Origin of the sequence: Microvirga terrestris (assembly GCF_015694425.1) — a bacterium.
Taxonomy (GTDB): Bacteria; Pseudomonadota; Alphaproteobacteria; order Rhizobiales; family Beijerinckiaceae; genus Microvirga; species Microvirga terrestris.
The window spans coordinates 214,277-227,876 of record NZ_JADQDN010000005.1 but is presented as its reverse complement, the minus strand read 5'-3'; the positions used below and the strand labels follow the sequence as shown (position 1 = coordinate 227,876).

The 13,600-nt window shown below is 64.4% G+C and carries 11 protein-coding genes; 4 read left to right on the top strand and 7 right to left on the bottom strand.

Features of this window, described 5'->3' with window-relative positions; all coding sequences use genetic code 11:
- Positions 1-13 precede the first annotated feature (13 nt).
- Positions 14-1,450 (bottom strand): aldehyde dehydrogenase family protein, encoded by a 1,437-nt coding sequence (locus I2H36_RS12255; protein ID WP_196264301.1) that lies wholly within the window; start codon positions 1,448-1,450, stop codon positions 14-16.
- Positions 1,451-1,499: 49 nt separating this feature from the next.
- On the bottom strand, positions 1,500-3,113 hold the full coding sequence (locus I2H36_RS12250; RefSeq protein WP_196264182.1) for an ABC transporter ATP-binding protein: 1,614 nt from the start codon (positions 3,111-3,113) through the stop codon (positions 1,500-1,502).
- Positions 3,114-3,248: 135 nt separating this feature from the next.
- Between I2H36_RS12250 and I2H36_RS12245 the strand changes: the two genes are divergently transcribed.
- Positions 3,249-4,676, top strand: coding sequence for an aldehyde dehydrogenase family protein (locus I2H36_RS12245; protein ID WP_196264181.1), 1,428 nt, complete (start codon positions 3,249-3,251; stop codon positions 4,674-4,676).
- On the opposite strand, the gene I2H36_RS12240 is transcribed toward I2H36_RS12245, so the two are convergent.
- Positions 4,660-6,723 (bottom strand): sensor histidine kinase, encoded by a 2,064-nt coding sequence (locus tag I2H36_RS12240; RefSeq protein ID WP_196264180.1) that lies wholly within the window; start codon positions 6,721-6,723, stop codon positions 4,660-4,662. The two genes, I2H36_RS12245 and I2H36_RS12240, sit on opposite strands and share 17 nt — an antisense overlap.
- Positions 6,724-6,835: 112 nt before the next feature.
- On the opposite strand from I2H36_RS12240, the gene I2H36_RS12235 reads away from it, so the two are divergent.
- A complete protein-coding gene (locus tag I2H36_RS12235) occupies positions 6,836-8,644 on the top strand; it encodes an ABC-F family ATP-binding cassette domain-containing protein (RefSeq protein WP_196264179.1) in 1,809 nt (602 codons plus the stop codon).
- Between the two features lie 274 nt (positions 8,645-8,918).
- Positions 8,919-9,860, top strand: a complete 942-nt coding sequence (locus I2H36_RS12230; protein WP_343234440.1) for a DUF6454 family protein — start codon at positions 8,919-8,921, stop codon at positions 9,858-9,860.
- Between the two features lie 28 nt (positions 9,861-9,888).
- Here I2H36_RS12230 and I2H36_RS12225 read toward each other — a convergent pair whose 3' ends face one another.
- From I2H36_RS12225 to I2H36_RS12210, 4 genes are all read right to left on the bottom strand, one after another.
- Entirely contained in the window at positions 9,889-10,104 is a 216-nt protein-coding gene (locus I2H36_RS12225; RefSeq protein ID WP_196264177.1) for a dodecin, read from the bottom strand.
- Between the two features lie 67 nt (positions 10,105-10,171).
- On the bottom strand, positions 10,172-10,921 hold the full coding sequence (locus tag I2H36_RS12220) for a tellurite resistance TerB family protein (RefSeq protein WP_196264176.1): 750 nt from the start codon (positions 10,919-10,921) through the stop codon (positions 10,172-10,174).
- Positions 10,922-11,065: 144 nt separating this feature from the next.
- Positions 11,066-11,419 (bottom strand): VOC family protein, encoded by a 354-nt coding sequence (locus I2H36_RS12215; protein WP_210331056.1) that lies wholly within the window; start codon positions 11,417-11,419, stop codon positions 11,066-11,068.
- Positions 11,419-12,438: a fumarylacetoacetate hydrolase family protein gene (locus I2H36_RS12210; RefSeq protein ID WP_196264174.1), complete on the bottom strand. Its 1,020-nt coding sequence runs from the start codon at positions 12,436-12,438 to the stop codon at positions 11,419-11,421. The genes I2H36_RS12215 and I2H36_RS12210 overlap by 1 nt, the downstream gene beginning before the upstream one ends.
- Positions 12,439-12,511: 73 nt before the next feature.
- On the opposite strand from I2H36_RS12210, the gene I2H36_RS12205 reads away from it, so the two are divergent.
- Positions 12,512-13,600, top strand: a complete 1,089-nt coding sequence (locus I2H36_RS12205) for a TRAP transporter substrate-binding protein DctP (RefSeq protein WP_196264300.1) — start codon at positions 12,512-12,514, stop codon at positions 13,598-13,600.

Here is a 13,600-nt window from a genome sequence, read left to right as displayed (position 1 = left end):
CAGACGTGTTGAATTATCCGTGCGCGATGACGAGTGTTCTCGTCGTCGTAAACTCGATCAGCCCCTCGAAACCCTTCTCGCGGCCATGGCCCGAGCGGCCGAAGCCGCCGAAGGGCAGCTCGATGCCGCCTCCGGCCCCGTAGCAGTTCACGAAAACCTGGCCGGCGCGCATGGCGCGACCGACGCGGGTGGAGCGCATTCCGTCCCGGCTCCAGATTCCTGCCGCAAGGCCGTATTGCGTCCCGTTCGCGAGCCGGATCGCCTCCGCCTCGTCCTCGAAGGGCGTCGCCACCAGGACCGGTCCGAACACCTCTTCCTGGGTCAGGATGCTCTCGTGCGGAACGGGGGCGAGGAAGGTGGGGGCCACGTAATAACCGCCGGGAGGAGCGTCGAGTGCTACCACGCCCTCGCCGACGACAGTGAGGCCCTCGTTGCGGCCGCGCTCCAGGTAGCCGAGGACACGGCGCTGCTGCGCCTGGTTGATCATCGGACCGAGATCGGGTTCGTGTTCCGGGTGACCGGCGCGCAGGGCGCGGAATCGCTCGGAAACCGCATCGACCACATCTTGGAAGATGCCGCGCTGGATCAGCAGGCGGCTGCCGGCCGAGCATGTCTGGCCGCCGTTCTGGATGATGGCATTCACAAGGGTCGGCAACGCGCGCTCGAGATCAGCATCGTCGAACACCACCTGGGCCGACTTGCCGCCGAGTTCGAGGGTCACGCCAACATGGTTTTGCGCCGCCGCAACCTGAACGGCTGTGCCGGTCTCGGGGCTGCCGGTGAAGGACAGGAAGTCGATGCCGGGATGGCCGGCGAGCGCCGCGCCCGCCGTGCGGCCGAGGCCCGTCACCACATTGAGCGCGCCATCGGGGAAGCCGACTTCGCGGGCGAGTGCCGATACGCGCAGGATCGTCAGCGAGGCATCCTCGGCGGGCTTCACCACGGTGGCGTTGCCGGCAGCCAGTGCTGCGCCCACCGAGCGCCCGAAGATCTGCATCGGATAGTTCCAGGGCACGATATGCCCGGTCACCCCGTGCGGCACGCGCTCGACGCCGATGAAGTGGGTGTTGAGATAGGGAATCACGTCCCCGTGCAGCTTGTCGGCGGCGCTGCCGTAGAATTCGAAGTAGCGGGCGAGCGCAATCGCATCGGCGCGGGACTGGCGCAGGGGCTTGCCGTTATCACGGCTTTCCAGGGCGGCAAGCTCGTCCGCATGCGCTTCAACGGCGGCGGCGAGCTTGATCAGCAGGCGTCCGCGCTCGGTTGCCGTCAGCTTGCCCCAGGCGCCTTCGAACGCCGCACGAGCCGCCTTCACGGCCTCGTCGATGTCCTGGGACGTGCCGGAAGCGATGCGGGCAAAGAGCGTGCCGTCGACAGGCGAGAACACATCAAGCGTCATGCCGTCGGAGGCAGGACGGTCGCGCCCGCCGATGAAATTCTGGAACACCATGTTGGGCGCAACCGTCGCGCTGACCTGATCGTTCACGGGTTTCGTCTCCCTAAATCATCGTATGCATGCCCGGCACGGCGGCCAGGAGCTGGCGGGTATAGGCATCCCGCGGATGCGCGAAGAGTTGCGCGGTTTCGGCCATTTCCACAATCCGACCTTTTTGCATGACAGCCACGCGGTCGCAGATCTGGGCGGCAACCCTCAAGTCGTGGGTGATGAACAGAATGGCAAGGCCGAACTCTTCTTGCAGGCCTTTCAGCAGCTTCAAAATCTCGGCCTGAACGGAGACATCGAGGGCCGACACGGCCTCGTCCGCGACCAGCACATCCGGCCTCATGGCGAGCGCGCGGGCGATGCCGATGCGCTGGCGCTGGCCGCCGGAGAACTCATGCGGATAGCGTTCGATAGCTTGTACCGGGAGCCCGACCTTCTCCAGCAGGATGCGCGCATCGTCGAGAGCCTTGGCTGGATCCATTCCTTGCGTGACCGGCCCCTCGGCGATGATGCGCCCGACTGTGCGGCGTGGATTGAGGGAGGCGAAAGGATCCTGAAACACCATCTGGATTTTCTGGCGGTGGGATCGCAGCTGGCGCTGGGACAGGGTGCCGAACGGAAGATCGCCGATGGTGATGGCACCGCCGTCGGGTTCGATCAACCGGAGCACGCAGCGCCCGACCGTCGACTTGCCTGAGCCGGACTCGCCCACGAGCCCGAGCGTCTCGCCGCGGCGGATGTCGAAGCTCACCGCGTCCGCCGCCTGAACCTCGCGGCCTTTGCGGAAGAGGCCGCGCCCGCCATATGTCTTGGTGAGTGCATCGACCTTGAGGGCGATGGGCTCGCCTGCAAGCGCCTTGGGGGCAGGAGGCGTCAGTGAGGGCACCGCCGCAAGGAGTCGCTTGGTGTAGGCGTGCTGCGGGCGGGTGAGCACCTCTTCGACTGGTCCTTCCTCGACGAGTTCGCCCTGCTGCAGCACCGCAACCCGATCGGCGATCTCGGCCACCACGCCGAAATCGTGGGTGATGAACAGCACCGCCGCGCCCATCTTGCGGCGCAGGTTGTCGATGAGCTTGAGCACCTGGGCCTGTGTGGTCACATCCAGCGCCGTGGTCGGCTCGTCGGCGATGAGGAGCTTCGGCTCGAGCGCCAGCGCCATGGCGATCATCACCCGCTGGCGTTGGCCGCCCGAGAGTTCGTGCGGGTAGGCCTTCGCGATCAGCTCAGGATGCGGCAGGTGCACCTCCGTGAGGAGGTCCAGCACGCGCCTGTCCCGCTCTGCGGGGCTGAGCAGCCCATGGGCGCGGAAAGTCTCCGAAATCTGATCGGCCACGCGCATCACCGGGTTCAGCGAGGTCATTGGCTCCTGAAACACCGTTCCAACCTCCCGGCCGCGAACATCGCACCAGCCGGTCTCGTCGAGGGAGAGGAGATCGCGCCCCGCAAGCTTGATCGTGCCCGACAGGACTTCGACGCCGCTCGGCAGCAGGCCGATGGTCGCCATGGCGGTCATGGACTTTCCGGATCCGGATTCGCCGACCACACACAGGGTCTCGCCCGGATTGATGGAGAGCGACAGGTTCCTGATCGCGTGCTGACGATCGGCCAGGGCCGGCAGGCCGATGGAGAGATTCTCAATCGACAGCACGGGGGAGGGGCTGCTCACCATGGTTCTCCTGCGGGACGGGTCAAAGGGGTATCCTTACGATCCCGCACGTCCCGTCAATCCATCTCGGGCGATGCCGTGTTGAGAATGATGTTTCCTCCGCCATATGATGCCTGGAGCCAGAGGAGCCTCCGACCCGTGCACGACGCCGTTCCCAATTCGGCCAGAGACCGGCTGCAGGCCTGTTTCCAGGCCCAGAAACGCGCCTGGGCGGAGCAGGGAGGCCTGTCGCCTGAGCGGCGTGATGAGGTTCTCGGTGCCCTTGCCAAGGCGCTCGTGCGCCATGCGGACGGTTTTACGAAGGCCATCGCTGAGGACTTCGGGCATCGCTCGCCGCATGAGACGAAGCTCGCCGATCTCTATCCGGTAATCGCGAGCCTGCGCCATGCGCGCAAAAACTTCCGCCGATGGATGAAGCCACGGCGGCGGCCAATCCAGTGGATGTTCCAGCCCGGTACCGGGCGCATTATCTACCAGCCGCTCGGCGTCGTGGGCATCGTGAGCCCATGGAATTACCCAGTCCAGCTCGCGCTCTCGCCGCTTGCAGGAGCGCTGGCGGCAGGCAACCGGGTGATGATCAAGCCGTCCGAGATGACGACACGCACTTCCGCGCTCATGGAGGATGTGATCGCTGAGGTCTTCGATCCGTCGGAGGTGGCCGTGGTGCAGGGTGGGCCCGATGTGGCGCGGGCGTTCACGCACCTCCCGTTCGATCACCTGCTCTTCACCGGCTCGACCCAGGTCGGGCGCCAGGTCATGCAGGCGGCCGCCGGCAATCTCGTGCCGGTGACCCTGGAACTGGGCGGAAAATCGCCTGCGCTCGTCGCGGCGGATTACCCGGTCGAGAAGGCGGCCGAGCGGATCGCGGTCGGCAAGCTGTTCAATGCGGGCCAAACCTGCATCGCGCCCGACTACGTGCTCGTGCCGCGCGAAAAGGAACAGGCCTTCGTCGCGGCCTATCGAGACGCGGTCTCGCAATTGTATCCGACACTTGGCTCCAATCCCGATTACACCGCCATTATCAGCGAGCGGCATCATGCGCGCCTCAACCACCTGATCGCCGATGCGCGGGAGCACGGCGCTCAGGTGGTTGAGATCAATCCAGGCAGCGAGACGCTCGACACGGCGCATCGCAAGCTCGCGCCCGTCGTGATGACCGATGTGCCCGAACAGGCGCAGGTGATGCAGGAAGAAATCTTCGGCCCCCTCCTTCCTGTTATCGCGTATGATGATGTCGATGAGGCCTGCCGCTTCATCAACGCGCGTCCGCATCCCTTGGCCCTTTACCTGTTCAGCCACGACAGGACGACCACCCAAAGCGTTCTGGCGCGCACGCAATCTGGCGGCGTCGCGATCAACGACACGCTGCTGCATTGCGTGCAGGAGGAACTGCCCTTCGGCGGCGTGGGGCTGAGCGGCATGGGCGCCTATCATGGTGAGGCTGGCTTTCGCACCTTCAGCCATGCCCGATCCGTGTTCCGGCAGGCGCGCTTTAACGGGGCCGGCATGACGAAGGCGCCTTATGGCAGAAGCATGAGCCGCTTGTTGTCTATGCTGCTGCGCTAGCCGGTGGGGTCAATGGAACGGAGATGTCGTAGGCAACGCCGCCCTCGGCGAAGTTAAGCACCATGTTGCCGCCAAGTTCGCCCTCGATGCTGCGGCGGATGAGGCGCGATCCGAAGCCCTGGCGCTTGGGCGGCGCGACGGGTGGCCCGCCGCTTTCAGACCAATGAATGCGCAGCTGCTTCGGGCGATCATCGCCCTCAACGACCGACCATGCCACCTCAAGATGGCCTGCATTGGTCGAGAGCGCACCGTACTTGGCGGCATTCGTTACGAGTTCATGTAGGACAAGGCCGAGGTTGATGGCGTAGCGCGCCGGGAGCTTCACGTCCGGACCCTCCAGCACGACTCGCGCGTCGCCGGCCTTGCGATAGGGGGCCAGTTCTTGCTCCGCCACATCGCGCAGTTCCGCCTCGCGCCAGGATTTGCGGGTCAGCAGATTGTGGGTCTTCGACAGCGCCAGCAAGCGGCCTTCGAAGGCTTCCTTGAACTGCGCCGACGATTCCGTCGTGCGCAGAGTCTGGGACGCGATGGACTGGACGGTGGCCAGCGTGTTCTTCACTCGGTGGTTCAGCTCATCCAGGAAGAAGCGCTGCTGCTCCTCCGCGTGCTTCTGCTCCGTAACGTCCTGGAAGATGCCGACGAAATAGACCGGCCGCTTCTCGATATCGAGAAATACACGACCTTTGGAGCTGATCCAGCGGATGGTGCCATTCCTGTTGCGGATCCGATACTCGTCTTCGTAGTCACCGCGATTCTGGATGGCATTCCGCCATTTCTCGACCACACGCTCCATGTCTTCGGGATGCAGCAGATCCCGCCAGGCCCTGGGGTTCATCGTTGTCGTGGCCTGGGAAATCCCGATCATGGATGAAGCCTGACTGGACAATCCGCCGACATTCTTGTCCGGGTCGTACCACCAGGTTCCCATATGTCCCGCTTCCAAGGCTAGACGCGCCCGCTCCTCGCTCACCTGAAGCGCCTGCTGACGCTCGGCCACGTCGTCCATCAGATCGTTGAAGGCCTTGGCCAGGATGCTGAACTCACCGGATTTGCGCGGCAGCAAAATCCGCGCCCGGTAATCGCCACGCCGCCAGGCCTGGATGCCGTCTGTGACCATCTCAAACGGCTTGGTGATGAAGGCGCGGCTGAGCAGCGCCGACAGGGACAATGCCAGAATGAGCGCCGCCGTAATCAGCAGGAAGCCGCGTCGGGCGGCCTGGTTGATTGTTGCGAAGGCGGCTTTTGTCGACAAGCCGACATTGACGTAGATGTCCCTCGGCGGGAGCTGCAGCGGTACGTGGGCAAGGACGCGCTTCAGTCCATCGGGAATGGTGCTTTGAGCGGTGATGGCTTCTCGGGCCCGGGCCTGCACCAGGAATTCCTGCGGCAGCAACCTTCCCTGGAACCGTTCGGGCTGGGGATCCTGCACGAGAACGATGCCGTTCCGATCGGCAACGGTGACCGAGCCGTTTTCCGGCACGGTGCGCTCCTTCAGCTTCTGGCTGAGCCACTTCAGATCCAGCGCCGCAGCCAGCACGCCGACCACGTCGCCCCTGTTGTTCCAGATCGGCAGTGCCAGCGGCAGCACCGGATGCCGCCCCAATCCGCCCTCCTCGAAGGCGGGAGTATACTCGCCGACGACAAAGCCCTTCTGGCCCAAAGCGTTGTGAAAGTAGGGCCTGTCCGCAAAATAGTGCTGGGTGTCGATGGTGCCGGTCGGCCGGCAGCGGATATGCCCGCTGATATCCATGGCCACGAAGGACAGGATGTAGGGCACCTTCTCCTGAATGGCCTTCAGGTACGGGCTGCAGACGGCCGTGTCGAAGTTACGGATGGACTGGGTCTCGTCGATGGCGAGCAGAAGCCCCTGGACCCCATCGAAGATCCGCTCGATTTCCGCGCCCACCAGCTGCGCCTGCCGGATCGCAAGATCGTTCACCTCCGCTTCCCGGGCCCGGCGCAGGGAGACTTCCGTGTAAGTCCAGATGACGATGGCCGGCAGAACCGAAATCAACGCCAGAAGGAGCAGACGCTTCGTCAGTGTCATGCAAACGCTCAGCTTAACCTCAGCAGGGGAGCACAAAGATGGGAGAGCGTCCACCCCGTACCATTCCTGAGCGGCCTTGCATCTGCGACCAAGAGGTGTCAGGTGACCGGGAATGGCACTTCCTCCTCTTCTGTCCCTTCAAGATATCGCTCTCACCTTCGGCGGCACTCCGCTCATCGAGAGCGCGGAACTCTCCGTCTCTCCCGGCGAGCGGGCCTGCGTCGTGGGCCGCAACGGTTCGGGCAAATCCACCCTGCTGAAAATCGCGGCAGGGCAAATCGAGGCGGATCGCGGCAAGCGGTTCGTGCAGCCGGGCGCGACCGTTCGCTATCTCGCCCAGGAACCGGACCTCTCCGCCTATCCCTCGACGCTTGCCTATGTGGAGGCCGGTCTCGGACCGGGTGACGATCCCTACCGGGCGCGCTACCTGCTGGAGCAGCTGGGGCTGACCGGGGAAGAAAAGCCCGCGGACCTCTCCGGCGGCGAGGCCCGCCGGGCGGCGCTGGCCCATGTGCTGGCGCCCGAGCCGGACATCCTGCTCCTCGACGAGCCCACCAACCACCTGGACCTGCCCGTCATCGAATGGCTTGAGGGCGAGCTGAAGAGCCTGCGCTCGGCGCTCGTGCTCATCAGCCACGACCGACGCTTCCTGGAGAGCCTCTCCCAGGCGACCGTCTGGCTCGACCGGGGCCGCACCCGCCGCATGGACCGGGGCTTTGCTCATTTCGAGGAATGGCGCGACCAGGTGCTGGAGCAGGAGGAGGCAGAGCATCACAAGCTCGGGCGCAAGCTCGTGGCCGAGGCCGACTGGCTGCGCTATGGCGTGACCGCTAGGCGCAAGCGAAACGTGCGCCGCCTCGGCAATCTTCACGCCATGCGTCAGCAGTACCGCGACCGCAACCGCGCGGTCGGCACGGTCAACATGAGCCTCGCCGAGGCCGAGCAGTCCGGCACACTCGTGGTCGAGGCGGAGGGCATCTCGAAAGCTTACGACCGGCCCATCGTCACGAACCTGTCCCTGCGCGTCCTGCGCGGAGACCGGCTCGGCATCATCGGGCCGAACGGCGCGGGCAAGACCACGTTGATCAACATGCTCACGGGCGTTCAGGAGCCGGACGAGGGTCGGGTGCGCCTCGGTTCCAACCTGCAGATGGTCACCCTCGACCAGCGCCGCGCGAGCCTCGACCCGGATGCGACCGTAGCCGAGACGCTCACCGGCGGGCGCGGCGACACGGTCACCATCGGCGGCCAGACCAAGCATGTGATCGGCTACATGAAGGACTTCCTGTTCTCGCCCGAACAGGCCCGCACGCCCGTGGGCGTGCTCTCCGGCGGCGAGCGCAACCGCCTCATGCTGGCCCGGGCGCTTGCGCAGCCTTCCAATCTCCTGGTGCTCGACGAGCCCACCAACGACCTCGACCTGGAAACACTCGACCTCCTGGAAGAGATGATCCAGGATTATTCCGGCACGGTCATTCTCGTCAGCCACGACCGAGACTTCCTCGACCGGACAGTAAGTTCCGTCCTGGTGTCGGAAGGTGAGGGTCGCTGGCTCGAATATGCGGGCGGCTACACCGACATGGTGGCCCAGCGCGGACGCGGCGTTCAGGCACGCGTCGTCGAGAAGGAAGCGAAGCCGAGGAACACCGACAAGGCGGCTCCCTCGGCTCCAACGCAGAACAAGCGCAAGCTCTCCTTCAACGAGCAGCACGACCTCAAGACGCTGCCGAAGCGCATGAGCGGGATCGAGGCCAAGATCGCCAAGGTGCAGGAGATCCTCGCCGACGCGGACCTCTATTCCCGCGACCCGGCCCGCTTCCAGAAGGCCATGGACGCGCTGACGCAATTGCAAACGGAGCTGCACGCAGCCGAGGAGCGCTGGCTGGAACTGGAGATGCTGCGGGAGGAGCTGGAGGGGTAGGTTGTTCCCTATAGCTCAATGATCCCTGAGGTAAACGATCTTGAGGAGTGTCCTCCTTCGTCATCACCGGCCTTGCGCCGGTGATGACGATTCTGTGGGGCGCAGCTCTCTTCCAATCGGGATGGCCGGCACAAGGCCGGCCATGACGGGAGAGGGTGATGATGTGAATGTAAAGGCTGACAGGATTTCTGGCTTCATTAAAGTGACATTACCGCTCAATAGAAGCGGACGTCATTAATGGAGGAGCGCGATGGACTGCTTATCGAAACGCCAGGTGGCTACCGTTTTGACGACCCTCTGCCTTATAGCTTTCCCCGCGATCTCAAACGCCGCAGAGCCTGATCGCGATGCTATAGCCGAGCGCGTGACGAAGCTGTCGCGGGGCACGCAATGGGAGCCCGTTTCGGCGGTTCCGATCAATTTCGTGACCCATCACCCGCAGGGCATGGTGAAGATCGGCGACACGATGTTCGTGTCCTCCGTCGAAATCCAGCAGCCGACCAAGCGGTTTCCGCAGCCGGTGGATGGCTACGATCGCGACACGGGCGCGGGCGTCGGGCATCTGTTCAAGATCGACATGAAGGGCAACCTCATCGCCGACATCACCCTCGGCGAAGGCACGATCTACCATCCGGGCGGGATCGATTATGACGGCGAGTACATTTGGGTGCCGGTGGCCGAGTACCGGCCGAACAGCCGCTCCATTGTCTACCGCGTCGATCCGGAGACCATGAAGGCGGAGGAGATGTTCCGCTTTGCCGATCATGTCGGCGGCGTGGTGCACAACACGGACGACAAGACGCTGCACGGGGTGAGCTGGGGATCGCGCCGGTTCTATCGCTGGTCGCTCGGTGGCGACGGAAAGCCCACCAATGCAAGCGAAGCGCCCGAGAAGCTGAGGGCGCTCAACACGTCGCATTATCTCGACTACCAGGACTGCAAATATGCCGGCAAAAGTCGGATGCTGTGCTCCGGCGTAACGGAGATGCGGGTCACGCCGGATGCCGCTCCGTTCCGCCTCGGCGGGCTCGACCTCGTGAGCCTCGCCGATGGCCGTCCACTCTTTCAGACCCCGGTGCTGCTCTGGACCGCAGGCGGAATGGACATGACCCACAACCCGGTCTGGATGGAAGCGAGCGACGCAGGGATCCGCGGCTACTTCATGCCCGAGGACGACAAGTCCACCCTTTACATCTACGAGACCGAGGTGAAGTAGGGCAAGGACGGGAACGGCGGGCAGCCCGTCAGCTGCCCGCTTCCAGCGTGAACCCCGCCTTCAGCACGACCTGATAATGGTGCACCTCGCCGTTCTCGATGTGCCCGCGGGTCTGAATAACCTCGAACCAGCGCAGGTTTCGCAAGGTCTCGCTGGCACGCCGGATCGCGGTCTGAATCGCATCCTCGATGCTGGTCTCGGACGAGCCGACGAGTTCGACGATCTTGTAGACGTGGTCGCTCATGGGGCGCTCCATGGGTGTTTGGAGAGATGAGGCTCCATAGCCATCCTATGGAGCCTCTTTGCTTAAGTCAGGCTCCCGTGCCGGCGGCGACCGTCTGGCGGACGGCTCCGATCTGTGCGTCGAGATGGGTGACCAGATCGGTGGGAAGATCCATGAGCGCCACGAGACGGTCGAGATAAGCCTTCTCTTCAGGCGTGTCCGCGTCGCCGATGGCGACCCGCGAGGCTACATAGAGCTCGGCGGCCTGTTCCTTAGTCTTGGGCAGGCGGGCGATGGCGGCGGCATCGGCGGGCTTGGCCATCATGTCGAGCAGGAAGCCTTTCTCCGCGTTGCCGAGGCCGAGCTGCTGGATCTGCTCCTGGATCCGGGTGCTTTCCTCTCCGTCCAGATGCCCATCGGATTTCGCCGCCGAGATCATGGCCTGGACCAGGGCGAGGCCCATTTCATGGCCGTTCTTGTCCTTTTCCTCATCAAGGTGGAAGCCGCTGCCTGCGGGTGGTTGGGCGGGTACGCTTCCTGGGCGTCCGGTGCTCGGCGCCTGATTGGCTTGCCAGTCCTGATAGGCCTTGAAGGCGACGCTCGCGAGCACCGCGAGGCCGCCAGCCTTCATGAGCGAGCCGCCGGCGGAGCGCCCGCCGCGGGAGCCCAGGATCAGGGACAGGAGGCTTCCGGCCGCGAGGCCGCCCATGCCGCCTGGGATCTGGGAGCCGAAGCCGCCGGACCCACCGAGCATGCCGCCAAGGCCGCCCTGCTGCGGGCGGCCACCAAAAGAGCCCTGGCTGCGCATCAGGCCGTCGAGGATGCTGCCGAGATTCATGGTCTATTCTCCCTGTGCTTAAGGATGTGCACCAGGAAAAGGCAGGGCATTTCCAAGAGTTCCGTTCGGCGGGTTCACCGATTGGTTAGGCCATCGACGGCAGGGTTCGGGTCTGGAATGGTGCTCCAAAGGTTTTGAGGGACATCAGCCCTGCATGAATTCGATCCGGTTGCCGACCGGATCTTGAACGTAGAACCGCCGGACATCCGGAATGGCATCGTCCCAGGCAGGCTCATGGCCAGCCTGGAACAGGAGCCGCGCCAGGGCATCGAGATCGGCGACGGCGATGGCTGGGTGCGCCTTGCGGGCCGGGCGGAAATCCTCCTCGATTCCGAGATGGATCCGCACCGAGCCGCTCTCCAGCCAGAGGCCTCCGCGCTTGGCAAGCGCCTGAGGCTTCGGCACCTCCCTCATACCGAGCAAGCCGGCATAGAACGCCCTGCACAAGTCTTCCGCGCGTTTCGGGATAGCCAGCTGGACGTGATCCAGGCGCAGCATCACGCCTCTTTGCGGTAAGCCTGGACCTCCTGCTCGATGGCCCCGAAGATTGATTGGCCGGCCTTGTCCTTCATCTCAATGCGGATCGTATCGCCAAAGCGCATGAACGGCGTCCTGGCCTCACCGTGAACCAGCGTCTCCACGGTGCGCAGCTCCGCCAGGCAGGAATAGCCCAGGCCTCCGTCCGCGATGGGCTTGCCCGGTCCGCCGCCCGCATCCTTGTTGGAGACGGTGCCCGAGCCGATGATCGTGCCGGCCCCGAGCGGCCGGGTCTTGGCCGCATGGGCAATCAGGGTCGGGAAGTCGAAGGTCATGTCGACGCCCGCATTGGGCCGGCCGAAGGGCTTGCCGTTCAGGGCGGAGAGCAGCGGCAGGTGCAGTTTGCCGCCATCCCACGCGTCCCCCAGCTCATCGGGCGTGACCGCTACCGGCGACAGGGTGGAAGAGGGCTTGGCCTGGAAGAAGCCGAAGCCCTTGGCGAGCTCGCCCGGGATGAGGTTGCGCAGGCTGACGTCATTGACGAGAACCACCAGCCGGATGGCAGCCGCCGCATCCTCGCGGCTGGCGCCCATGCGCACGTCGCCGGTGATCACCGCCACCTCCGCCTCGAAGTCGATGCCATGCGCCTCGTCGGCCGCCTGAATCGGGTCGCGTGGGCCGAGGAACGAGTCGGAGCCGCCCTGGTACATGAGCGGGTCGGTCCAGAAGGAGGCGGGCATCTCCGCCCCGCGGGCTTTGCGCACCAGCTCCACGTGATTCACATAGGCCGAGCCGTCGGCCCATTGGTAGGCGCGGGGCAGGGGCGAGGCACAGTCGTGTTCGTGAAAGCGGAAGGCCGGAACCGAGCCGTGCTCGAGCTGCTCGGCGAGATCCCGCAGGCGCGGCTCGACTTTTTCCCAATCGTCCAGGGCTTGCTGGAGCGTCGGAACAATGAAAAATGCGTCCGTTGCGCGAGTCAGGTCCTTCGACACGACGACGAGGCGGCCGTCACGGCCTTGATTCAGGGAAGAGAGCTTCATTGCCACCGACCGGTTTGTTATGGTCCACTCAACTTGCAACGAAATGCTTTCCGGGGAAACGCCAATGACAACGATCAAGAGAAGAAACTTCCTGAAAGGCGCCGGCCTCGCCGCAGTGGCCGGCACCGTGGCGGCTCCCGCGATCGCCCAATCGAATCCGGAAATCCGCTGGCGCCTGACCTCGAGTTTCCCGAAATCCCTCGATACCATCTTCGGCACCGCCCAGACCTTCGCCAAGTACATGGCGGACGCGACCGACGGAAAGTTCCAGATCCAGGTCTTCGCCCCGGGCGAGATCGTCGGCGGGCTCCAGGCCATGGATGCGGTGCAGAACGGGTCCGTAGAATGCGCCCATACCCCGACCTATTACTGGGTTGGCAAGGAGCCGGCGCTCGGCATGGGCACGGGGCTGCCCTTCAGTCTCAACGCGCGCCAGCTTCATTCCTGGTGGCACTTCGCCGGCGGCAAGGAGATCATCAACGAGATCCTGGCCAAGTATAACTGCACCTCCCTGGTCTGCGGCAATTCCGGCACGCAGATGGGCGGTTTCTTCCGCAAGGAGATCAACACCGTCGAGGATCTGAACGGCCTGAAATTCCGCATCGGCGGCCTTGGCGGCATGGTGCTGGCCAAGCTCGGGGTTGTTCCGCAGCAGGTTGCACCGGGCGATGTGTATCCGGCGCTGGAGCGCGGCACGCTCGACGCGGCCGAATTCGTCGGCCCCTATGACGACGAGAAGCTCGGCTTCCTGAAAGTGGCCAAATACTACTACGCCCCGGGCTGGTGGGAGGGCGGCGCCATGCTGCATCTCGTCGTCAACCAGCAGAAGTGGAACGAGCTGCCAAAGAACTATCAGGCCATCATGTCCAATGCCTGCGAGGCGGCGAACAACTGGATGCTCGCCAAGTACGATGCGGTGAACGGCCAGGCGCTGCGCCGCATGGTCGGCGCCGGCGCGGAACTGCGCACCTTCTCGCCGGCCATCATGGAGGCATCGCTCAAGGCGGCGAACGAGCTCTATGGGGAACTCTCCGCCAAGGACGCCAACTTCAAGAAGGTCTACGATTCCATGGTAGCCTACCGCACCGACGTTCTGCCCTGGTGGCAACTCAACGAATACGCCTTCGACACCTTCATGATCCGCACCCGCGGACGGGCGTAA

Excerpts from the sequence above, each read along its gene's own strand:
- I2H36_RS12255 (WP_196264301.1), bottom strand. The coding sequence starts at position 1,450 with ATGGTGTTCCAGAATTTCATCGGCGGGCGCGACCGTCCTGCCTCCGAC.
- I2H36_RS12250 (WP_196264182.1), bottom strand. The coding sequence starts at position 3,113 with ATGGTGAGCAGCCCCTCCCCCGTGCTGTCGATTGAGAATCTCTCCATC.
- I2H36_RS12240 (WP_196264180.1), bottom strand. The coding sequence starts at position 6,723 with ATGACACTGACGAAGCGTCTGCTCCTTCTGGCGTTGATTTCGGTTCTG.
- I2H36_RS12235 (WP_196264179.1), top strand. The coding sequence starts at position 6,836 with ATGGCACTTCCTCCTCTTCTGTCCCTTCAAGATATCGCTCTCACCTTC.
- I2H36_RS12225 (WP_196264177.1), bottom strand. The coding sequence starts at position 10,104 with ATGAGCGACCACGTCTACAAGATCGTCGAACTCGTCGGCTCGTCCGAG.
- I2H36_RS12220 (WP_196264176.1), bottom strand. The coding sequence starts at position 10,921 with ATGAATCTCGGCAGCATCCTCGACGGCCTGATGCGCAGCCAGGGCTCT.
- I2H36_RS12215 (WP_210331056.1), bottom strand. The coding sequence starts at position 11,419 with ATGCTGCGCCTGGATCACGTCCAGCTGGCTATCCCGAAACGCGCGGAA.
- I2H36_RS12210 (WP_196264174.1), bottom strand. The coding sequence starts at position 12,438 with ATGAAGCTCTCTTCCCTGAATCAAGGCCGTGACGGCCGCCTCGTCGTC.